The organism is Bacteroides sp. MSK.20.12 (assembly GCF_019052435.1).
Taxonomy (GTDB): Bacteria; Bacteroidota; Bacteroidia; order Bacteroidales; family Bacteroidaceae; genus Bacteroides; species Bacteroides xylanisolvens.
The window spans coordinates 1-23109 of sequence record NZ_JAHQVH010000057.1 but is presented as its reverse complement, the minus strand read 5'-3'; the positions used below and the strand labels follow the sequence as shown (position 1 = coordinate 23109).

General features: G+C 45.7%; 19 protein-coding genes. 10 read left to right on the top strand and 9 right to left on the bottom strand.

Annotated elements, in window-relative coordinates; genetic code table 11:
• Positions 1–3: 3 nt before the first annotated feature.
• From KTR06_RS21965 to KTR06_RS21955, 3 genes are all read right to left on the bottom strand, one after another.
• Positions 4–1143 (bottom strand): DNA alkylation repair protein, encoded by a 1140-nt coding sequence (locus KTR06_RS21965; RefSeq protein ID WP_141409167.1) that lies wholly within the window; start codon positions 1141–1143, stop codon positions 4–6.
• A 317-nt stretch (positions 1144–1460) separates the two neighbouring features.
• Positions 1461–2648: a molecular chaperone DnaJ gene (dnaJ, locus tag KTR06_RS21960; protein WP_008022049.1), complete on the bottom strand. Its 1188-nt coding sequence runs from the start codon at positions 2646–2648 to the stop codon at positions 1461–1463.
• A 122-nt stretch (positions 2649–2770) separates the two neighbouring features.
• Entirely contained in the window at positions 2771–3352 is a 582-nt protein-coding gene (locus tag KTR06_RS21955; protein ID WP_004315797.1) for a nucleotide exchange factor GrpE, read from the bottom strand.
• A gap of 330 nt (positions 3353–3682) precedes the next feature.
• Here KTR06_RS21955 and KTR06_RS21950 point away from each other — a divergent pair, with 330 nt between their 5' ends.
• Positions 3683–5302: an ABC-F family ATP-binding cassette domain-containing protein gene (locus tag KTR06_RS21950; RefSeq protein ID WP_004315798.1), complete on the top strand. Its 1620-nt coding sequence runs from the start codon at positions 3683–3685 to the stop codon at positions 5300–5302.
• A 222-nt stretch (positions 5303–5524) separates the two neighbouring features.
• On the opposite strand, the gene KTR06_RS21945 is transcribed toward KTR06_RS21950, so the two are convergent.
• Both KTR06_RS21945 and KTR06_RS21940 read right to left on the bottom strand, forming a co-directional pair.
• Positions 5525–7276 (bottom strand): ATP-binding protein, encoded by a 1752-nt coding sequence (locus KTR06_RS21945; protein WP_217290802.1) that lies wholly within the window; start codon positions 7274–7276, stop codon positions 5525–5527.
• A 189-nt stretch (positions 7277–7465) separates the two neighbouring features.
• On the bottom strand, positions 7466–9658 hold the full coding sequence (locus KTR06_RS21940) for a VapE domain-containing protein (protein WP_217290801.1): 2193 nt from the start codon (positions 9656–9658) through the stop codon (positions 7466–7468).
• Positions 9659–9941: 283 nt separating this feature from the next.
• Between KTR06_RS21940 and KTR06_RS21935 the strand changes: the two genes are divergently transcribed.
• On the top strand, positions 9942–10166 hold the full coding sequence (locus tag KTR06_RS21935; protein ID WP_217290800.1) for a hypothetical protein: 225 nt from the start codon (positions 9942–9944) through the stop codon (positions 10164–10166).
• A gap of 485 nt (positions 10167–10651) precedes the next feature.
• On the opposite strand, the gene KTR06_RS21930 is transcribed toward KTR06_RS21935, so the two are convergent.
• The gene (locus KTR06_RS21930) at positions 10652–10897 is read right to left on the bottom strand and encodes a DUF4248 domain-containing protein (protein ID WP_004297879.1); all 246 of its coding nucleotides are present in this window, start codon (positions 10895–10897) and stop codon (positions 10652–10654) included.
• A gap of 295 nt (positions 10898–11192) precedes the next feature.
• Between KTR06_RS21930 and KTR06_RS21925 the strand changes: the two genes are divergently transcribed.
• The 3 genes from KTR06_RS21925 to KTR06_RS21915 all read left to right on the top strand — a co-directional run bounded on the left by KTR06_RS21925 (position 11193) and on the right by KTR06_RS21915 (position 12488).
• Complete coding sequence (locus KTR06_RS21925) at positions 11193–11705, top strand: HU family DNA-binding protein (RefSeq protein ID WP_008022053.1); 513 nt, start codon at positions 11193–11195, stop codon at positions 11703–11705.
• 50 nt (positions 11706–11755) lie between these two features.
• Positions 11756–12199, top strand: coding sequence for an N-acetylmuramoyl-L-alanine amidase (locus KTR06_RS21920; RefSeq protein ID WP_117809365.1), 444 nt, complete (start codon positions 11756–11758; stop codon positions 12197–12199).
• Between the two features lie 187 nt (positions 12200–12386).
• Positions 12387–12488: a smalltalk protein gene (locus KTR06_RS21915; RefSeq protein WP_151433306.1), complete on the top strand. Its 102-nt coding sequence runs from the start codon at positions 12387–12389 to the stop codon at positions 12486–12488.
• 91 nt (positions 12489–12579) lie between these two features.
• Here KTR06_RS21915 and KTR06_RS21910 read toward each other — a convergent pair whose 3' ends face one another.
• The gene (locus tag KTR06_RS21910; RefSeq protein WP_008770942.1) at positions 12580–13629 is read right to left on the bottom strand and encodes a leucine-rich repeat domain-containing protein; all 1050 of its coding nucleotides are present in this window, start codon (positions 13627–13629) and stop codon (positions 12580–12582) included.
• 103 nt (positions 13630–13732) lie between these two features.
• On the opposite strand from KTR06_RS21910, the gene KTR06_RS21905 reads away from it, so the two are divergent.
• Complete coding sequence (locus KTR06_RS21905) at positions 13733–14629, top strand: CPBP family intramembrane glutamic endopeptidase (RefSeq protein WP_008022056.1); 897 nt, start codon at positions 13733–13735, stop codon at positions 14627–14629.
• Here KTR06_RS21905 and KTR06_RS21900 read toward each other — a convergent pair.
• The gene (locus KTR06_RS21900; protein WP_087319018.1) at positions 14601–16733 is read right to left on the bottom strand and encodes a Tex family protein; all 2133 of its coding nucleotides are present in this window, start codon (positions 16731–16733) and stop codon (positions 14601–14603) included. The genes KTR06_RS21905 and KTR06_RS21900 overlap by 29 nt on opposite strands.
• Positions 16734–16851: 118 nt before the next feature.
• Here KTR06_RS21900 and KTR06_RS21895 point away from each other — a divergent pair, with 118 nt between their 5' ends.
• The 3 genes from KTR06_RS21895 (at position 16852) to KTR06_RS21885 (ending at position 21520) form a co-directional block, all read left to right on the top strand.
• A complete protein-coding gene (locus KTR06_RS21895; protein ID WP_008644205.1) occupies positions 16852–18786 on the top strand; it encodes a HAMP domain-containing sensor histidine kinase in 1935 nt (644 codons plus the stop codon).
• A complete protein-coding gene (locus KTR06_RS21890; RefSeq protein ID WP_087319019.1) occupies positions 18783–20525 on the top strand; it encodes a bifunctional UDP-sugar hydrolase/5'-nucleotidase in 1743 nt (580 codons plus the stop codon). The genes KTR06_RS21895 and KTR06_RS21890 overlap by 4 nt, the downstream gene beginning before the upstream one ends.
• A 95-nt stretch (positions 20526–20620) precedes the next feature.
• Positions 20621–21520, top strand: coding sequence for an AraC family transcriptional regulator (locus tag KTR06_RS21885; protein WP_217290799.1), 900 nt, complete (start codon positions 20621–20623; stop codon positions 21518–21520).
• Between the two features lie 2 nt (positions 21521–21522).
• On the opposite strand, the gene KTR06_RS21880 is transcribed toward KTR06_RS21885, so the two are convergent.
• Positions 21523–22107 (bottom strand): Crp/Fnr family transcriptional regulator, encoded by a 585-nt coding sequence (locus KTR06_RS21880; protein WP_004316331.1) that lies wholly within the window; start codon positions 22105–22107, stop codon positions 21523–21525.
• Positions 22108–22122: 15 nt separating this feature from the next.
• Here KTR06_RS21880 and KTR06_RS21875 point away from each other — a divergent pair, with 15 nt between their 5' ends.
• The gene (locus KTR06_RS21875; protein ID WP_087319020.1) at positions 22123–22944 is read left to right on the top strand and encodes a DUF3845 domain-containing protein; all 822 of its coding nucleotides are present in this window, start codon (positions 22123–22125) and stop codon (positions 22942–22944) included.
• Positions 22945–23109: the final 165 nt, after the last annotated feature.

Genomic DNA, 23109 nt, shown 5'->3' with positions numbered 1-23109 from the left:
TTATTATTCAATCAACTCAAAACTATATTTTTCAAATTCATTCCCGTTGATAATCATAGCAATTTGATGAAGTCCGAGATGGAGCTTCCTCGTTGTAACCACCCGGAAAGAATGTTTTCGGGTGATTCGCGTGGTCGAGTTCCCGGCATATTCTTTCTCGCTGATTTTATGCACTTTTTTCGTCAACGTTCCATTTGCTTTTTGGTAATAGATTCCATATTCGAGTCGTATCTTGGTCGTTTGATCGTTCTTGTTCAACAGTTTAAAACTAACCTCCAACGAATCCCCGACTTTCACTTCCGGGCTTGAAATTTGGAAATCCTCCACACAGATATTGCTGATAGTAGAGTTGAAGCCAAACAACTCCATCACCTCCGGATTGCCTTGTTTTAAGAGCGTCCGGCAACCGTGTTTAATAATCCAATCCACCTCTTTCGATTCTCCCTTCCATTTCTTCACTAAATCAATGACGATTTCGGGATTATCTTTCGCGATATCATTCAAATTATTGGCAACGCTCAACCGCACAAATCTTGCCGGATCATTTTTTAGATTTTCCAGAATAGGAATGATAGGCGCAGGATTCTCTTTCAGGTTCGGCAACGCCATCGCCCAGGGAAGACGCGGACGACAACCTTCTGACGCAAGCCGCCTGACTCCCCAATGTTCGTGTTTCGACCAAACCAACATCTGTTTCATCATCTGATCCGGATATTTGATAATAAAAGAATGAGCCACAAACTCGCAACTTGTGAACTGCGTGATTTTCTCTATCGCCTTGACAGAAGTTTCGTAATCGTCCAGTCCATATTGTTCGACATAATTATCCAGAATCCCCCCATACTCCAAAGTCAAACCAAACTTCGTGTCGTCTATCACCGAGAAATCAGGCCGTGTCTTTTTTATATGATCCAACAATTCAAGTATCTTAGCGATCGCCTCTTTGTAATCTGCCGGTAAAAACTTTCTTAGCACCGTTGTGATGTGCATGCAGCGTTGTTTAAGTTCCCTGCCTTCCCATTCATCGTCCATCACTTGAGATACAAACTCGCGAGCATCAAAATCGTCGATAACAAGTTTCAAATCTTTCGTAAACAGATCGAAAAATTGCTCGTTAAACATGTTTTTAAAAGGTTCTGCCATTCTTTAAATATATAGTTTAGTTAAACAGTTATTGTTTTTTTTATGGAGCGACTAAATAATGTTTCTTTGATAAATTCGTTTTTTATAATTTGAATTTTAAAGTGTTGATAATTATTTTATGCCGATCTATTTGTTTGTTATACAAATATATGCCATTTTTTTTAGGATAGCCCTATATCGTCGCTCCTTATTTAGGTAAACTATATGAAAAGATTGTGCGAGAGGGAGTCTATTTAGAGAATATCATAAAAAAAGTGGGCCACAAAAAGATTGCAGCCCACTTATACCTTATATATGATAATATGATAGCAAAAAGACTAATCGAAGAAACTCTTGAATTTCTTGAAAATCTTCTCTTTTACCGACGTGTTAGGTTTGAAATTGTCCGAAGCTTCCATCTTTTCGAGCGTGTTCTTTTCTTCCTTGTTGAGAGCTTCCGGCACATAGATACTGATATTGACCAGCAAATCTCCCGTACCGTACCCGTTTACATTCGGCAACCCCTTGCCACGCAAGCGAAGCACTTTGCCCGGTTGAGTACCCGAATCAATCTTCACTTTCACTTTGCCGTCGATTGTCGGAATTTCTACAGCACCGCCCAGCGCAGCCGTCGGGAAACTAAGCAACAGATTATAAATCAAATCATTTTCGTCGCGAATCAAGTCCTGATGCGGTTCTTCCTCAACGAGGATCAATAAGTCGCCTGCCACACCGTTGTGCTTGCCGGCATTTCCTTTGCCGCCCATAGAGAGCTGCATACCTTCTGCCACTCCGGCAGGGATTTTCACGGTTACCACTTCCTCGCCGTAAACGATTCCGTCGCCACCACACTTCTTACATTTATTCTTGATAATCTTTCCCTCGCCGCCACACGTAGAACAAGTGACGCGAGTCTGCATCGTGCCCAGAATGGTCTGCTGGTTACGAATCACCGAGCCGCTACCCTTACAAGTAGGACAAGTCTCCGATCCGCCGTCACCCTCGGCACCCGTGCCATGACACTGGTCGCACGGCACATATTTTTTGAGTTTAAATTTCTTTTCTACTCCGGTAGAGATTTCCTTCAATGTCAGCTTCACTTTCACACGGAGGTCACTGCCGCGATACCGGCGTTGCTGTGAACCGCCACCGCCGCCAAATCCGCTGAATCCTCCGAAGCCTCCCCCGAAACCGCCGCCGCGGCCACCGAAGATGTCGCCAAACATAGAGAAGATGTCATCCATTGACATTCCCTCGCCACCGAAACCACCGAACGGACCGCCATTGCCTGCCGCACCGCTCACTCCCGCATGACCGAACTGATCGTAACGCGAACGCTTCTCCGGATTGCTCAACACGTCGTATGCCTCGGCCGCCTCCTTAAATTTCTCTTCAGCCTCCTTGTCGCCCGGATTCTTGTCGGGGTGATACTGAATTGCTTTCTTACGGTATGCTTTCTTTATTTCTTCTACTGTGGCTGTCTTCGTCACCTCCAATATTTCGTAATAGTCTCTTTTTTCTGCCATGCCCATTTATTGATTTATGATTGAAAAGATTTATGATTTATGAATTCTGATTTATGATTTATGATTTACTCTGCAGACCAATAGCGCAGCCATAAATCATAAATCATAATTCATAAATCTCCTCATTCTCCTACTACCACTTTAGCGTGGCGGAGCACTTTGTCGTTCAGTGTATATCCCGTTTGCACACAGTCCAGAATCTTACCTTTCTGTGCTTCCGACGGTGCGGGGATTACCGCGATGGCTTCATGGTAATCAGTGTCCAGTGGTTGGTCTTTTGTTTCGATGACTTTCACACCGTTTTGTGCCAGGACAGCCATAAATTTATTGTAAATCAGTTCTACTCCTTCTTTTACGGCATTGACATCTGTTGCCGTTTCCATTGTTTTGATGGCACGTTCGAAGTCGTCCACCACCGGAAGAATGCTGCTAAGGCTCTTTTCGCCACCGTTCAGAATCAGTTCGGCCTTTTCCTTCATGGTGCGTTTCCGGTAGTTGTCAAATTCGGCAGACAAGCGCAGGTATTTATCCTTCTGCTCTTCAATCTCCTCTTGGGCCTTTTCCAGTTCTTTTTCCAACTCTTCTTCATGAGTCAGGGGAGTGGCGTCCTCCGCTTGTTCGTTTTGCGGTTGTTCTTCCGCATGGTTTTGAGTTTCCTCAACGTTCAGTTCTTCTTCCTTCACTTTTTTTTCTTTCGGATCCATCTTGGTATTTACTATTTTACTAGTTACTATTTACTATTTAACACACACGTTATCTTACTTGGTAAAATAACGCCAATAAACATACCGGGCTGACCGGATGTCATTGATTTTGTCTGCAAAAACTTTGCCAAGTTGGCTGTTTTGCCAAAAAACGCAGCAAAGGTAACACTTTTATGTCAGATTGGCACATATCAGATAGCTCATAATTCATTTTAAATGTCTAACTTTGCACGCTAAAATAGTTAATACTAAAATAGTAACTAACGAAATAGTAAAATAGTAGCTAGCAAAATAGTAAAATAGTAAATAGTAAAATAGTAAATAAAGAAGATGATTACAGTTTCGAACGTTTCGGTACAGTTTGGTAAAAGAGTGTTGTTTAATGACGTAAACCTGAAGTTTACGAGTGGTAATTGTTATGGTATTATTGGTGCTAACGGTGCGGGAAAATCTACCTTCCTTCGTACGATTTACGGAGATTTGGACCCGACAACGGGTACCATTGCGCTCGGACCGGGCGAACGCCTCTCGGTGTTGAGCCAGGACCACTTTAAGTGGGACTCTTATACCGTTATGGATACTGTGATGATGGGGCATACTGTGTTGTGGGACATCATGAAGCAACGCGAAGAATTGTATGCGAAAGAAGATTTTACAGATGAAGACGGACTGAAAGTATCCGAGTTGGAAGAGAAATTTGCCGAGTTGGACGGATGGAATGCGGAAAGCGACGCAGCCATGCTGTTGAGCGGACTGGGCGTGAAAGAAGATAAGCATTATGTATTGATGGGTGAGTTGAGCGGTAAGGAAAAAGTGCGTGTCATGCTGGCGCAGGCATTGTACGGAAATCCGGACAACCTCTTGCTCGATGAGCCTACCAATGACTTGGATATGGAGACAGTGACTTGGTTGGAAGAGTATCTCTCCAACTTCGAGCATACCGTATTGGTAGTGAGCCACGACCGTCACTTCCTCGATTCTGTATGTACGCACACCGTAGACATCGACTACGGAAAAATCAATATGTTTGCCGGTAACTATAGTTTCTGGTACGAATCCAGCCAGTTGGCTCTTCGTCAGCAGCAGAACCAGAAGGCGAAGGCTGAAGAGAAGAAGAAAGAGTTGGAAGAATTTATCCGCCGTTTCAGCGCCAACGTAGCGAAGAGCAAGCAGACCACGAGCCGTAAGAAGATGTTGGAGAAACTGAACGTAGAAGAAATCAAACCTTCTTCACGTAAGTATCCGGGCATTATCTTCACTCCCGAACGCGAGCCGGGCAACCAGATTCTGGAAGTTTCCGGATTGAGCAAGAAGACGGAAGAAGGCGTAGTGCTTTTCAACGACGTCAACTTCAACGTAGAGAAAGGTGACAAAGTGGTATTCCTGTCGCGCAACCCGCGTGCGATGACTGCGTTCTTCGAAATCATCAACGGAAACATGAAGCCGGATGCTGGTACCTTCAACTGGGGGGTAACTATCACCACTGCTTACCTGCCGCTGGATAATACCGATTTCTTCAATACCGACCTCAACCTGGTGGACTGGTTGAGCCAGTTTGGCGAAGGAAACGAAGTGTATATGAAAGGTTTCCTCGGCCGTATGCTTTTCTCCGGCGAAGAGGTGTTGAAGAAAGTAAGCGTACTCTCCGGAGGTGAGAAGATGCGTTGTATGATTGCCCGTATGCAGCTCCGCAATGCAAACTGTCTGATTCTGGACACTCCGACCAACCACTTGGATTTGGAATCTATCCAGGCATTCAACAACAACCTGAAGACGTACAGGGGAAACATCCTTTTCTCTTCTCATGACCACGAGTTTATCCAGACGGTTGCCAACCGCATCATCGAACTGACACCGAACGGTATCATCGACAAGATGATGGAGTATGACGAATATATCACGTCCGATCACATCAAGGAATTGAGAGCGAAGATGTACGGGGATAAGTAATTCCCCGTCTTGGATGTCGTAGCCATCGTATAAAACTTAGGCGCGAATTACACGGATAACACGTTTCTGATTTTAAAGAAATCGTGCAATTCGTGTAATCCGCGCCTGATTTTTATAGATAGGATTCCATTCACCTGTTCTGATGAAATTATTTATTTAGCCCAATATCAGATGTGGAGGTGAGTGCATACCTAAATCGGTGTTTGTGATGTGACAAGTACTTTATGATACCTCTTCCATCAGCACCAATTCCCAACTGCGCCATACGATCGTTGCCAGTTTCAATCCCCCTTTCTCACGAGCTTCTGCCACACATTCATCCTTGCTATAGCGAATCAACTGTTCCCGCGCATCATCGGCAAGTGCGCGTATCTCTTTCTCCGACGCTCCTGCTTTCGCATACTTCACCTCCAATAGATACGTGTACGGTGGAGATACAGGTGCCGCCGGACTGGGCTTAAAGAAGAAATCGGCAAACCCCTTATTCATTTCATATTCCGGATATAGTTGATAATAGCGGAACATACTTAGATAGGCGAGGAGGAATCCTTTGATATGAGCTTCCCCTTCTATGTACTCCCTTATCCGGCTCTGCTCCCGAATGGCCTCTGCTAGAAATTCGAACAACGGTTTCCAGTCTCCTTTGAAGGACATATTTTCAAACAGAGTGCGCAAGCGGTTCACGTCGAGCTTGAAGATGTCATGACGGGCATATCCCTGAATCAGGAAATTGAATAGCTGTTCGCGAACCACCAGATTGGGAATGTGCAGGATGGGGCGTCCCATCATATCCACCCCTTTGATAGAAAGCAGTCCGAAATAGAACAGCAGAGATTTGAAGTTGCCCACGTCCGTCATTTCCAATGCGGAGAAATGGGTGACTATTTCAGTCACTATCTCGCCTTGCTCCGCAATCTCCTTGATGACGGAGAAGTTTTCGCCCAGTCCATGGTCGAGACGGACAAGGTAGGCAAGCTTGTTAAAGTCCGTACGGATATTGGGATCTACAATCTCGTCCGGTTTTACTCCGTGCAATATCAATGACTTCATGCAGTAGAGCACCATGTCCGAGTTGAACATACAATCTGCTAATTTATTTTTACTGAAGCAATAATTGTCATAGTTAGGCTTCATCATTGTCACCGCATCGTCTACCGACATCGGGAGAGCGCCTTGTTCCTTATAATACGTCAGCATCTCGCGCAATTCCTTCTCGCTGAAACCTACAAGGTCGTTAAACCACGGGTCGGTGGTGATATTCGTTCCGATGTTGAATCCGCTTGTCACGTCGTCCATCGTCACCGGGCTTACTCCTGTGATGAACAAACGGTTGACGGCAGAACCCATTCCCGTCGTGGCGGCTTTGATTACATTGAAAAACCTGCGGATATACCCTTCGCCATGCGTCGCTTTTCGATATAAGTCCGTGCCGTAAGTAGAAAGAATGGTATTCGTGAAATTATCGTATTCATCAATCAGGAGATAGATTTTGATGTCTCCCTTACGGGTGGCATAGGTATTGATTGAGGACAAAAAGGCTCCGGGATCTGCTTGTGTTTTTTCATCCAGCACTTTCCAAATGTCTTTTCCCAACAGATGCTCATATCTATAAACAAAATCGGACAGTTTCCCGCAACAATGCAACCGGAAAGATTCCTCCACCTCATTGATATTCGAGCTCACCTCCGAGAAATTGAATCTCATGATGAGAAACTGGTTATGTATCGGCGTAGGATGCTGCCCGATATACAGATTGCCGAACAATTCGTCGAACTGGTCGGCATACCGAACGTCATAATAAGCCTCCAGCATCGCCAGCGTCAGACTTTTCCCGAAGCGCCGGGGACGGATCAGGAACAGATAAGACGGTTGCATTTCTATCTTTTCGATAAACATCGTCTTATCCACATAATAATAGTTTTCTTTTTGGATGCGACCGAAATCCGTCAATCCGTATGGTATTTGCTTCATCATATTGCGATTCCTTTCTTTATTCATCATTCATATCGAGCAAATATACGGAAAAACGGATGAAAGTGACACGTTTAATGCCACTAATTTATCCGTTTATCTGTTATTTCGTGCAAAAACGACTATCCGGAGGAAAAAGCTATTTTGTGGAAAAACGACTATCCGTGGGAAAACTGCCATTTCGCGGGAAAACTACAACTCCAACCCCGTCTGCACCGGAAGCTGCGGGCGTATTGAATTTTCTTTGCGCTCTTCGGCCGAATACTCCACCACCCAATATTCCGTGATGTTGTTGGAGGTCTTCCGTGAGTGGAAATGGTTGTTTTCCAATACCGTGACCAGCATTTGTTTCATCTGTGCGTTGGCCTGTGTGCGCCCGTTCATGCTCAATATCGACAGCAGCTGGGAGGCAGGATACCATTTTGCTTGTATATCGTTTGGTCTGGCTGCCCGGAAATAGAAGAAAAGATTCTCCTCCAACGGATCTTTTTGGCGGAACGCCTCATTGCGGTTGTTGAGAAACGTAATCTCCTGGTTCTCATACCAATATTGAAACCCCTGCCGGTAGAGTGCGTATGCTTGTGCATATATCCCCTGATGGTTGACAGGCGTGTGATAATCTATTTCCAGCAACGTATTGAACAGGATGCGCCTGTTCTCGCCGATGTCCGGCAGACAGTGCGGGTTGTTGGTGCTGGCGATGAATGATGCGCGGCGGATGAACGTATAATTTTGGATGTCGTAAACCTTCCGTTCGTTCATCACATCTTGCGTGATGAGACTTTTCAGCTCCTGCATGCGTGCGGGAGAGAGCGTATCAAACTCATCCAGATTGATGAGCAGGCAGGACGACATTTGCAGGAGATGGTCTTTGTTGTCGGGACTAATCATGCCGTTGCGATAATAATCCTTCAGCTCCAGTGGGAGGAGATGGCGGACAAAAGTACTCTTGCCTTTTCCCTGTGCGCCGTGGAGCAGCATCAACTGGTGGTTTTGCGCTTCGTCGTCGATGGCACATGCCACCATTCCCACCAGCCAGCGGCGGAAGCTGTCTTCAAAAAAGGCCTGGTCTGCCGCTTTCACTGTTTTTGTCAGTTGGCCGATGTGGTCTGTTTTCCCGTCCCATGTCTGGAGTGAGGTGAAATAATGGATAAACGGGTTGAACGGCTTTGCATAGTCCGAGTCTACCAGTGCTTTCAAATTAGCTTGCGAACTGTATATCTTCTTCATCTGTGCGTTGATATAGAATGTGTTGACATCCTTTGTGCGCAATGTACTGAAAGGCGGCTGCTCTGTTTTAGGGAGATCAGGTATTATTTTCCGGAACTCGATTTGCTCTTTCACCACGTTTCTCCTGATTTCGTAGTGTTCGTCCATAAATTTGATGACTTGGCATATTCTCGGTTGTTGGCTTTCTTCTTCCGCCTGATCGGTCTTTGAGGTGTATTGGTAAGCATTGTGCAAGGGCAGTTCGAGGTCGAAGTCGGGTAGGTCGCCGAAATGACTGTGTGCCAGACTGACGGCTTCCTCTTCCGTGATATGGCGGTGGTAACACTGATTGCCGAGACAATAGAAGAAATTGTCCCGGTTGCCTATCTCGAGACGTTCTTTGCGTTTGGTGTACTCCAGCGCCTTGCGGAAGTCGAGTTGCACTTGCAGGTCGATGGGCGACGCATTCTCCTGCACGGGGAGGAGCGGGGATCGTTTTCCCGGATTCTTGCGTTTCTTGTTTTTACATTCTTCTTCAGTGGGCAGTGTCACTTTTACGGTCAGCGGCTTCACGTTTTCCAGTCGTTCGGTAGAGAGGAAAGCGTCCGGATCGTGCGACACGAAGAATCCGCGTCCCGGGTCGCTTCCGCTGGTGTCTACTTTGGTATTGAGCAGCTTTTCATATTGGCTGCTTGCCAGGGCGTATATGCGGTGGTGGTAGCGTTCGAGGGTGAGGAAGTCTACGGTTCCCAATGCGTTCAGTTCGGTGCGTAAGGTTTCCGCCTCATTGCCGGTAAGATAGACGAAGATCTTCAGCCCGTGCATCCGGGGGCTGACGAAGCTGCCTAGCGTGTCGGGGCAATCGTTCACTAGTTGGCGGAATTCCGGGATCTTTTCTGCCGGCATATCGTCACAGTCGAGCGTGATGATGTCCTGATACGTGTCCAGACTGTAAGCCAGCCTTTCCTTGGCGTAAGTAGCCGTGATGGTGCAGTAGGGCAGTTGCTTCTTCATGTGGTCTGCTTTCACCGTTTCTCCTGCATCCATTGCTTCTCGGAGTCTCCGGATTCTGTCGCGATAGACATCTCCCCGGATAAATTCGAACATTTGCCGGATACTGATACTTCCTGATACGAGTGATAATCCCCTGTATGTCGTTATTGAGATATTTTCCATTTTAATTATTGATATGAATGTAAGTCGTGTCAATATTAACACACTGCAAAGGACGGCTTTTCATGTAGAATAAAAAAACTGCTTTTGGTACTCAAAAAGCAGTTTTTTAACAGTCGGTTCTTTCGTGTTAATCCTCAAGAAGCGTTCTTTTCATTCTTTGTATCTCATAATCAATCTCTTCCACGCTTAATGATTCGTCCGAATCATCCGATTTCTTGAAATCAACAGCCATAAACAACAACTCTGCAAAGTATTTGGGGCTTTTAATGTTAAAAACAGAGTCATGGTCATAACAGAGATGAACAAAGGGGAGGAGAAACTTCTTGCGGTCGCCTGGACTTACCTCTATTCTGTTGGTATACAAATTGTTGACAGTGCCAAGCATTTGCGTGATAAACTGGGATACTTGGGGAAATTCTCCCTTTTCGAGTGTTACAGCCTGTTTGTTCTGGTAAACGAAGCCTTCGGAAAAAATGTCTTTTTTCTCATGATTTTAAGTGTTATTTGATTAGTGTTAAAAAATGTTGGTCTAAAAAGACGCAAAGGTACGTTTTATTTTGTTTCTATCGTTTACTTATACTTTTTATTCTCTTTATATATTTTATTTGATGGAAAAAGCGTGTAATTGAGGTGGAACCCCTCCACCTCAATTACACGCTTTTTCTATATAAAAAGAATATTCTCTCGCGCCTGCGCACGTGTACATTATTAAATAAGAAAACTAACAGCATTCAATAAGAAAACACACAGCCTGTTTGTCCTCAAGATACCATGTATTATACGGAGTCCCATCATAATGTCGACAGGGCACAGTTGCAGGGCTGGCATTATAAAACAGATATCGGACAGAATACTCCCATAACCGCTTTTGTTTTCATTATAGCTAATCTTGATTTCATTATAGCTAATTCTGATTTCATTATAGCTAATCTCGATTTCATTATAGCTAATTTTATTTTCGTTATAGCTAATCAGCATTTGCCCTAAAGAGATTCATGGCTCATCAAGATACCTCACGATGAGCCGCACCTGCCTTGCACTATAAGCGTGGTCGTTTTTTCCTTCGCCGCCGCTATACATTGCGTCATATAATTCCTTGTTATTTCTGATCCACTCCCTCATTTTTCGCATGGCATACACCAACGGTACATACGGATTATATAAATGTGCCAGCTCCGATTTCAAATACGGACGTATGACAAACGGCTCCTCTGCTATCTCTTCTTTTTCTGCTTTCATATCTTCGGAAAATTAATTTTATCGTATTCCAAATATACGGAAAATCTCCTGCTTGTCCAAGTATATAAGTCAAATAAAATCACTCTGAATAAAAGTAAATACATTCTGAATGAAAGTAAGACAAACTAGGTCAAAGTAAGACAAAGTACGTCATTCCATCCCCTTATAATACACTACCTTTGAGGTATCGAAAGAAAAAGAAACAGAGCTCGTCCCTCTCTTCCGATATTGATTGCGGCAACCGCAATCTGTAATATTTATTTTTCAATTATTAATTCTCAATTTTTAATTTATCATGGCAATACCATTTAAAAGAATGGGTCGTAAAGACCCGAGAAAGGTTGATGGGGTGGTGAAGTATCATCCGCAACTTGTGACGCAGGGACAGAGTGTAGACCTGGATAAACTTGCTTACACGATGAAAGAGAAAAGTTCCCTGTCGCTGGGTGACATTCAGAGTGTGCTGACTAATCTTGTAGAAGCGATGCGTACGGCGCTGTTCGACGGTAAATCCGTCAATATCCATGATTTTGGTGTATTCAGCCTTTCCGCTACCACGCGGGGAGTGGACACGAAAGATGAGTGTACGATGAAGAACATCAAGACGGTGAACATCAATTTCCGTCCTTCGAGCAGTGTCCGTCCTAATCTGACGTCTACCCGTGCCGGTGAGAAAATCGAGTTTCTGGATCTCGACGCGCCCAAGAAAAAGAAAACCGATGGTGAAGATCCCGGTGATGAAGGTGGCGGAGACTCCGGTGGAGGTAGCGGAGGCGGTAGCGGTGAAGCTCCGGATCCGGCAGCTTAATTCGTAGAGTGCAGATAATGTTTACAACTGATAAGAAAAATAGTGGCACTATGATGAGAAAGATTGATTTGATCGTGATCCACTGTTCCGCCACCCGTGCCGACCGTTCTCTCACCCCGGATGACTTGGAGATGCAACACCGTCGGCGTGGATTTAACGGAACAGGTTATCACTACTACATCCGCAAGGATGGAACAGTGCACCTCACCCGACCGATTGAACGTATCGGTGCGCACGTGAAAGGATTCAATTCGAACAGTGTCGGTATCTGCTACGAAGGCGGTTTGGATGCCCACGGTTGTCCGGCAGACACGCGGACACCGGAACAACGGGCGGCACTCAAACTGCTGGTACATCAATTGCTTGAGACTTTCCCCGGTAGCCGGGTGTGCGGTCATCGGGATTTAAGTCCCGACCGCAACGGAAACGGGGAGATTGAACCGGAAGAATGGATCAAAGCGTGTCCGTGTTTTGAGGTGAAAGCGGAGTTTTGAACTCCTGATGAGTAAAATCTTAGTTATCAATAGGATAACAACAATATGTGTCCAACCAGACAACGCTGATATGCGTTCAGCCGGATAACGACATCATGTAGTGAGAATCGTTTTTTTAGGAAGTAGTGCGCAGGTTATAGGAAGTAATGAATCATTTAAAGAGTTCGGAAAGGAGGTGTGTAGAGTTATGGCAAGTAAGAAATCCCTTTGGGATATGATTTTGAAAGTAGTCATCGCGGTGGCGTCAGCAGTAGCAGGCGTATTTGGAGCTAATGCGATGAGTCTGTAAGAAACAGAGGATTAGTTTATTTTAGAGAGGGTGCATAGATTTTCTATTTCACCCTCTCTATTTTTTATTACTCATAAAATAAATCGTATATTTATTTCTTATAAACCAACTTACTCGGAACTCCCTCCCCGAATAAATTATCACCCAGCGTCGTAATCTTATTTCCGGTAGCCAACACATAGCGGAGATTATCGCATCCCATAAAAGCACCGAACTCAATAGCTGTCACACTGGCCGGCAGCTCCAACGTGCCGCAAAGGCGACCGCAGTTGCTAAATACCCGCTGTCCGATAGATTTCAGATTATGAGGTAATTTCATATTCAACAGATACTTTTTCTGTGCGAAAGTGAAGTCGGGGATAGCCGTTGCGTTCGTTCTGGAAATATCGACAGAAACGAGGTTCGGCATATAATCGCGGATCAGTTTGAAGTCGGCGTTATCCAGTTTACCTTCAACGGTCAGGAAGTTGATGTCTCTGGGTTGCAGTCCCGCTTTCAGAATCTCTTCTTCCAGTTTGCCCATGGCGCCCACTTGCAGGGTAGTTTCTACCGGTTCCCCCTCGATAAACGCAAAGTTCTGCCATCTGTCCTTGTAGCGGTAAGAGTCGCTGCTACCCAGGGGGACGAAGATAGCAGTAACGCTGTCTGCCAACGCTTCCGGCAACAGGTTGGGAGCTGTCTTCTTTCGGATCTGGCAGATTTTCAGGTTCTCGCAACCTTTGAAGGCGGCATCTTCGATATTCTTTGTTTTCTCCGAAAGAATCACTTTCTCCAGCGTGGCTTTGCCTTTGGTCACTCCGTCCACCACATTCGAGAATGCGTATGCAGGAATGAAGTTCGGCATATAAATATAGAATTTCCCGTTGGGATAAGTGCCCGCTTTTCCGCTGTACATCTTGATTTCAGCGTTCGAAATATCCAATACTTTCAGATTATCAAATTCGTCACGGAGATGGCGGAAGTCCTCCGCGTTCAGTTTTCCGGTCAGTGTGAGATGGGTGACACTGTTGGCTTCCTCTTCAGTCATCATGGAAATCAGCGTACCGGGCTTACTCACATAATACGTTTTACTCACTTGGGCGGCTGCTCCTAACGCATTAGCGGCCAATAAGAAACTTATCAATAGTAGTTTTATTTTCATAATTTTGTAGATTTGTTCTGACAAATATAGGAAAAATAGAGAATACATGATGTTTTTTTATGTTTTATATCTAATTTTGTAGCCGGATTAACAAATTGTAAAAATGGAGGCAGACAACATTGCTGGGGGCAAAGAACCCAAAAGACTTCCTGTGTGGGCTTGTATCCCGCTGTTTATTGTGATACTTTTCATACTTCTTGGATTGTATGGTACGCTGGCCCGCGGATGTTTGTCGTTGGTGTTGGGTGTGGAAGCCCGCCATCCGGGAGTGATGGGATACATTATCCTCGAAGCCAGTATGCTGCTCGCCGTTCTGACCGCCGCCATTCCTATGCTCCGCTTCGAACGCCGTCCGTTTTCTGATTTGGGGCTCTCCTTAAAAGGACACGTCAAGGGACTGTGGTATGGCTTCCTGATGGCAATCCTGCTCTATCTGTTCGGCTTCGGAATCTCGTTCGTCTTGGGAGAGATAGAAGTCACCGGTTTCCAGTTCAAGCCGTTGGATCTGCTGGGCTCGTGGGTGTTTTTCCTGCTGGTCGCCTTGTTCGAAGAAATACTGATGCGCGGCTATATCCTCGGACGCCTATTGCATACCACCATGAATAAATTCCTGGCGCTTTTCGTCTCGGCAGCGTTATTCGCCTTTATGCACATCTTCAATCCCGAAATCGCTTTCCTGCCTATGCTCAACCTGTTGCTGGCAGGTATGCTGCTGGGAGCTTCCTATCTATATACGCGGAACCTGTGTTTCCCTATCTCGCTCCATCTTTTCTGGAATTGGATTCAAGGCCCCATCCTCGGTTATCAGGTAAGCGGAAACAACTTCACCACCAGTATGCTGACTTTGCGTATGCCCGAAGAAAACGTACTGAATGGCGGAGCCTTCGGTTTTGAAGGCTCGCTCATTTGCACAGTACTTATGATTGTATTTACGATTCTGATCGTGTGGTGGGGAGAGAAAAGAGAAGCAATCAGTCTTGCGGTACCCCGATCATGCTAAGTTGAATCCGTTTCCGGTCATAATCTACATTCATCACCCTCACCATGACGTGCTGATGGATGGACACCACTTCTGTCGGGTCGGAAATGAACCGTTCCGCTAATTGAGAAAGGTGTACAAGACCGTTCTCCTTAATTCCTATATCGACAAACGCCCCGAAATTGGTGATATTGCCTACAATGCCCGGAAGAATCATCCCTTCGCGCAAATCGGCTATGGTGCGTACATTCTTGTCGAACTCGAAGACTTTGATAGCCTTGCGCGGGTCACGTCCCGGCTTGTCGAGCTCCTGCAGAATGTCCTGTAAGGTAGGCAGGCCGACGGTAGGAGTGATGTAGTCGGAAATATTGATCTTCCGGCGAAGTTCCTTGTCGGCTATCAACTCGTCGATGGTGCATTTCAGGTCTTTGGCCATTTGCTCTACGATGTGGTAACTTTCCGGATGCACGGCGGTATGATCCAACGGATTTTTAGCTCCGGGGATACGAAGAAATCCGGCGCATTGCTCGAAGGCTTTGGCGCCCATGCGCGGCACTTTCATCAGTTCTTTCCGCGAACTGAAAGCTCCGTTTTCCGCCCGGTAATTGATAATGTTCTGTGCCAGTTGGGGGCCCAGACCGGATATATAAGTGAGCAGATGACTGCTTGCCGTATTGAGATTTACCCCGACCAGGTTCACGCAATTCTCTACCGTCTGATCGAGTGCTTTCTTCAGCTTCGTCTGGTCTACATCGTGTTGGTATTGACCCACGCCGATGGACTTGGGATCTATCTTCACTAGCTCTGCCAACGGATCCATCAGGCGGCGTCCGATGGAGACTGCCCCACGCACCGTTACGTCGTAATCCGGAAACTCGTCACGAGCAATTTTGGAAGCCGAATAAATGGAAGCCCCCTGCTCGCTGACTACAAACACGGGTATCTGACGGTCGAAACTCTGACTGTTGATGAAATCTTCCGTCTCCCGGCTTGCCGTTCCGTTGCCGATGGAGATGGCTTCTATCTGGTAGGCCTCAATCATCTTGCGAAGTTTCGAAGCAGCCTCGCCGGTCTTGTTGATCGGAGGATGCGGATAGATATTTTCATTATGCAACAGATTGCCTTGCGCGTCGAGACAAACCACCTTACATCCGGTACGGAATCCGGGGTCGATGGCGAGCACCCGTTTTTGTCCCAATGGCGGAGCGAGAAGAAGTTGGCGGAGGTTTTCGGTGAATACGCGAATTGCTTCATCGTCGGCTTTCTCTTTGGATTGGGCGGCAAATTCTGTTTCGATGGAAGGCTTGAGCAACCGTTTGTAAGCATCCGTCGTGGCTTCGCCCACTTGCCGGCTACATTCGTTGTTGCCACGTACGAATTGGCGTTCCAAACGTTCGATGCATGCTTCGTCGTCGGGATTGATAGACACTTTCAGCAACCCTTCCGACTCTGCCCGGCGGATGGCGAGCAGACGGTGGGACGTGCAACGTTTCAGTGGCTCGGAGAAATCGAAATAATCGCGGTATTTCGCTGCTTCTTCCTCTTTTCCTTTGACTAATTTGGCCGTAATCTCTGCCTGGCGCCCGAACTGATTACGTACCGCATTACGGGCACGCTCGTCTTCGTTCACCTGCTCCGCGATAATGTCACGCGCACCTTTCAGCGCATCTTCCACATCTTTCACTTCGCCTTTCACAAAGGAAGCGGCTTTGGCGCTAAGGTTGTTTTCCCGTTGCAACAGTAGGATGGTGGCAAGCGGCTCCAGCCCTTTCTGGCGGGCCACTTCGGCACGTGTCTTCCGCTTGGGTTTGTAAGGGAGGTATATATCTTCCAGTTCCGTCGGGTTCCAGGTGTCGTTGATGCGTTTCTCCAGTTCCGCAGTCAGTTTGCCCTGTTCGGTGATGGTGCCGAGAATCGTTTCTTTCCGTTTGGCTATGTCGCACAACTTATCGTGTTGCTCTTTGATCTGCTCTATCTGCACCTCATCCAGCCCGCCAGTGGCTTCTTTGCGGTATCGGCTGATGAAAGGAATCGTAGCACCTTCGCCCAAAAGATGGAGCGTGCTGCTTATTTGTCTTTCCGGTATGCCCAGAAATCCGGAAATCATCTTGTGAAATAATTCCATAATTTGTATTTTTTGACAGTAAATGAGCGACAAAAATACATATAAATCTGTTAAACCCGACAAGTTTTACTATATTTGCAACTCAATTAATGAATTAACACATCAAAACTGCATTATTATGCTGGGACGTCTTGGGTATTTTTTTATCTGTTTTCTTTGGCTCCTGCAGTCATCGAAGGTCTTGGCTGTCTCTAACGATAAGAAACCTATTCTGATTATCTGTTCTTATAATCCGGCAGCGCACCAAACATCGGTCACTATTTCCGATTATATGGATGAATATAGTAAGTTGGGAGGACAGCGCGACATCATCATCGAGAATATGAACTGTAAAAGCTTCTCGGAAGCTCCGCTATGGAGCAAAATGATGACACAGATTCTTGCTAAATATCAAGGGGAAAAGCATCCGGCGCAGATTATCTTGTTAGGTCAGGAAGCATGGGCCGCTTATTTGTCGCAGCGGGATGAAATGCAGGTGAAAGTGCCCGTGATGTGCAGTCTGGCCAGTAGCAACGTGGTGATATTGCCGGAAGATACCGTGGAAAGCCTGGATAGCTGGATGCCCGAATCTGTCGATCTCTTCGATGACCATCTGAATATCCCCGAACTCAAATCGGGATTTATCAACCAATATGATATAGAGGGTAACCTCCGGATGATTCAAGCCTTCTATCCGAAAACGAAACACATTGCCTTTATTTCGGACAACACGTATGGCGGAGTGACCATGCAAGCATTGGTGCGAAAAGAAATGAAGAAATTCCCCGATCTGGATTTGATTCTGATGGATGGACGGAAACATTCTATTTATACCATTGTTGAGGAGTTGAGGCAACTGCCCGAAAACACAGTGATCCTGGTAGGAACGTGGCGGGTGGATATGAACGAGGGGTATTTCATGAGAAATGCCACGTATGCCATGATGGAAGTTACCCCTACCATTCCGGCTTTTACCCCTTCATCGGTGAGTCTCGGTCATTGGGCGATAGGAGGGGTGTTGCCCGACTACCGGAAAGTGGGTGGAGAAATGGCTATGGAGTCTGTACGGATGGATACGCACCCGCAGGATACGGCGAAACATCTTTCGGTAATCGGCTGCAAAGCGGTATTGGATAGTCGGAAGGTGAAGGAATGGGGGCTGGATCCGGCGGTGTTGCCTTTTAAAGTGCAGCTTGTCAACCAGCCGGTTTCGTTCTATCAGCAATATACTTATCAAATATGGTCTGCCTGTGCTTTGTTTGTGATACTGGTGCTCGGCTTGTGCATCTCTCTCTTCTATTATTTCCGTACGAAACGCCTGAAAGATGAGCTGCTGAAATCGGAGAAGGACTTGCGCGTAGCCAAAGACAGGGCGGAAGAGTCCAATCGTCTGAAGAGTGCTTTCCTTGCCAATATGAGCCATGAGATACGGACACCGTTGAATTCGATTGTAGGATTCTCGGATGTATTGGCCGTTGGCGGTAGCACGGAGGAGGAACAGCAGTCTTATTATCAGATTATCAAAACCAATTCGGATTTGTTGCTTCGGTTGATTAACGATATTCTCGACCTTTCACGTCTGGAGGCCAACCGGGTGACGCTGACTTGGGAGGAATGTGACGTGGTGCAGTTGTGCAGCCAGGTGGTGGCGTCTGTTAGTTTTTCGCGGCAGTCGTCGGAAAACCAGTTCTTGTTTACCACTTCTTTCGAATCTTTCCGGATGGTGACGGATGTGCAGCGTATGCAGCAAGTGATGATTAACCTGCTGTCCAACGCCAACAAGTTTACGAAATGCGGTAAGATCACATTGGACTTTTCTGTGAACGAGGAAACGCAAATGGCTGTCTTCTCGGTGACGGACACCGGATGCGGTATCCCGAAAGAAAAACAGGGACTTGTGTTCGAGCGTTTTGAGAAACTGAATGAATATGCCCAGGGTACCGGACTGGGATTGTCTATCTGTAAATTGATTGTGCACAAATGGAAAGGAAGTATATGGATCGACCCTGACTATACCGGTGGGGCGCGGTTTGTATTCTCTCATCCGTTAAATCTAAATATAGAAAAAGAATGAAACGAATCGTATTAATTTATGGCTTGCTTCTCTGCCTCGCTCTGTCTGTTGCGGCGCAGGAGAAGGTGGTGAAACTGAAGATTGTAGAAACAAGTGATGTACATGGCAATTATTATCCTTATAATTTTATAACCCGCCACGAATGGAAGGGGAGTCTCGCACGGGTTTATTCTTTCGTGCAGAAAGAGCGCGAACAATATAAGGAGAATCTGATATTGCTGGATAACGGCGATATTTTGCAGGGACAGCCCACTGCCTATTACTATAATTATATAGATACGGTGTCTCCCCATCTTTGCTCGGAAATGATGAATTACATGAAGTATGATGCCGGCAACATGGGTAACCATGACGTGGAAACGGGACGTGCCGTTTTCGACCGTTGGATCGCCACTTGTGATTTCCCAGTGTTGGGTGCCAACATCATAGATACGTCTACGGGACAGCCCCATCTGGCTCCTTACAAAGTGTTGGAACGTGATGGCGTGAAGATCGTGGTATTGGGAATGATTACCCCTGCCATCCCTGCATGGCTCTCCGAAAACCTGTGGAAAGGATTGCGTTTCGACGATATGGAAGAGACGGCACGCAAATGGATGAAGGTTATCCGTGAAAAAGAGAACCCGGATTTGGTGATCGGCTTGTTCCATGCCGGACAGGAGGCTTTCAAAATGTCGGGCAAATACAACGAGAACGCTTCTCTCAACGTAGCGAAGAATGTGCCGGGATTCGATATCGTATTGATGGGGCACGATCATTCCCGCGAATGTAAGAAGGTGATGAATGTTGCCGGAGACTCGGTGTTGATTATCGATCCGGCCAGCAATGGGATTGTTTTGTCTAATGTAGATGTGACCTTGAAACTGAAAGATGGAAAGGTGCAGAGCAAGGATATTAAGGGTGTCTTGACGGAAACGGAGGCTTACGGAATCAGCGAGGACTTTATGAAGCGTTTTGCCCCGCAATATGAAACGGTGCAGAAGTTCGTTTCGAAGAAGATCGGCACTTTTACCGAAAGTATCTCCACTCATTCTGCTTTCTTCGGCCCTTCTGCCTTTATCGACCTGATACATACCTTGCAGCTCGACATCACCGGTGCCGACATCTCGTTTGCCGCTCCGCTTTCGTTTGACTCGGAAATAAAGAAGGGGGATGTATTTGTAAGTGATATGTTCAATTTATATAAGTATGAGAACATGCTGTATGTGATGACTCTGTCCGGAAAGGAGATTAAGGATTTCTTGGAGATGTCTTATTATATGTGGACGAACCGGATGAAATCACCGGAAGATCATCTGCTCTGGTTCAAGGAGAAACGTCGTGAAGGTGCGGAAGATAGAGCGTCTTTCCAGAATTATAGTTTTAATTTTGACTCGGCTTCGGGCATTATTTATACGGTGGATGTCACTAAACCGCAGGGCGAGAAGATAACGATCAAAAGCATGGCTGATGGTTCTCCTTTCCGCATGGATAAGATATATAAGGTGGCCTTGAATTCTTACCGTGGTAATGGTGGCGGAGAATTGCTGACGAAAGGGTCGGGCATCCCGCAGGAGAAGTTGAAAGACCGCATTATTTTCTCTACGGATAAGGATCTCCGTTTCTACCTGATGAATTACATTGAGGAGAAAGGAACGATGAACCCGAAAGCGCTCAATCAGTGGAAGTTTGTCCCGGAAAAGTGGACGGTGCCGGCTGCCAAACGTGATTATGAATATCTGTTCCGGTCTGTTCGATAAGTATCTAAAAGTGTTCATTATGTCCGATAATGCTCCCGATTGGCTTGTATATCTGATTAAATGCTGGTATATTTGTCGCCAAAAAAAGAGAGAGTATGGATATTCAAAGTGTTCCGAAAGTAGGTATTTCTTCGGTAGTTCATTCTAAACATATAGATGCCGACAACATTGATGTTGTTGATAATGATATAGCGCTTTTCGATACGGAGAGCGTTATATCGTTGTATAACGGGCCTACCAAACTGGAAGTGTTGACGGTGGGGCTTTGTCTGGAGGGTACCGGTACTTTTAAGATTAGTCTGCGTGAATTTCAATTGTGTCCCGGATTGATGGTGATAGCACTGCCTAATCAGATTATCGAGCAGCGGTATTTCAGTCACGATTTTAAAGGCATTTTCTTTGCTGTGTCGAACTTGCTGGAGACGTTGCCTAAGATCGGAAATGTGCTTTCTTTGTTTTTCTATCTGAAAGATTATCCGTGTTTTGACCTCACTCCGCACGAGCAGGAGGTGGTGAAGGAGTATCACGCGTTTATCAGGAAACGGTTGAGGAATAAGGAAGCTTTATACCGTAGGGAAGTGGTAATGGGACTGATGCAGGGGTTCTTTTTCGAGCTTTGCACTATTTTCACTAATCATGCACCTGCAAACGCTACTACGATGAAGAATAAAAGCCGGAAAGAGTATATCTTCGAACGCTTTTATGAGTCTCTGGTGGAGTCTTACCAGTCTGAACGCAGCGTAAAATACTATGCCGACCAACTGTGTCTGACGCCGAAACATCTTTCGGGAGTCGTGAAAGAAGTCAGCGGAAAAACGGTGGGAGAGTGGATTGATGAGTTGGTGATTCTGGAAGCGAAAGCCCTCCTGAATTCTTCAAGTATGAATATACAGGAGATTGCCGACCGGCTGAATTTTGCAAACCAGTCTTTCTTCGGGAAATACTTCAAGCATTACACCGGTATGTCTCCAAAAGAATACCGGAAAAGCCGCTAAAATCATAGAACACCGGAGCGTACACGGCTTAGTGTCTCCGGTGTCATCAGAAGATAGGAAGCGATGTGTGCCAGAGGCGCGCGTTTGATGATTTCCGGATGTGTTTCGAGCAGGAGGTTATAACGTTCGCGAGCGGATTCGAAACGCCAGGAGTCTGCTTTAACCTGTGATACAATTAAAGAGTATTCCAATATCTTTTGATAGAACATGTTGATTTCCCAGTTCTCCCTCGCTAATTTTTGTATCATGTCGCGGGGGAATAAATAAATAATGGAAGGTTCAAGAGTTTCCACAATTAGCCGGGTGGGTACTTGTTTCAGAAAACTTTCAATGCACATCACGATACATCCTTCGTATGAGAAATGTTCGGTCACGTCTTTCCCGTTTTTGTAATAGTACTGCCTAAGCATGCCTTTTCCTACAAAAACAAGTTCGTGGGCTACTTCTCCTTCGTTGAGCGCTATGGCTCCTTTGGGGAATTCTTCACGAATCAGTATGCTTTCTATCTGCCGTCTTCCTTCTATACTCATCTCCGGAAAGCGGGAATTGACAACAGCATTTACAGTCTCTCTTAATAGTGTATCCATGTCTTTTCTGTCTTGATGTGTGCAAAAATACTAAAAACGGTTGACATAAATCAAGGGTGGTATAAAAAAGATGTATATTTGTCCGCAAAATCAAGAAGTAAGGTGATTATGAATAAGATAATAGGCTTGGCAGTGTTGCTGTTTTGTTTGAGTGGCTGCGTAAGGGATAATGATGCTATTTATTATCCGGTTGGCAACGTGGATGTGGAAAGAGGCGGTCCGGCTTTGGAGGCAGGAAAGGGAGATTTGATAGCCCGAAGTTATAATACCGAAGATTATGTGTTGGACACGCTTGCGCAGTATCCGGGTGACCCGACTCTCGGTAAACTGACATTTATGATTAACCTGAAAAATCAGTTGGCGGATCAGGAAGTAGATGGATTTAATGGCGTCGGCCGGTCTAAACTAACGATGAGCCTTGGATATAAAGACGGTAACTATCCGGCAGAAAGCCAAGTCCCTGTTTATACCTCGTCTGACGTGACTGCCAGTTATGCAATCAAACTCCGCTTGAAAGGGGAATTGGCTTTAACGGGAGACGAATGGATGATCGACTATGTGTATGCCCAGCTAGCAGGCTTATTCCAGCCTTATCCGCCTACGTCTTTCCCGGAAGTGTTTATGTGTAAAGGAGGCGAGCAGCCATTCGCTACTTTCGATTCTTTCCGTAGAACCTGGACGTTTGATATAACCTATGATCGTTCCAACCTTTCTTTCAGCCAACTGTATTTCAACTTGTTCGTAAACCTGGCCGGGCAGAAGAGGGAAGAAAGAGTCCGGTTGAGAATAGATAAAGAATCTTACTTTGAGATCTATAAAGAAAAAGAGGAAATGTAGTTTAGCTGCATTTCCTCTTTTTCTTTGTAGGTAGGTACATTAATGGGATAGCACGATAACTATGCGAGATGAAAATTTGCGCAAAATTTGCATTTTTCTTTTGAAAATACGGCTCAGTTGTAATTCTTGGGGGATTAAGTTTAGTCAATTCCCTTCATGCATATA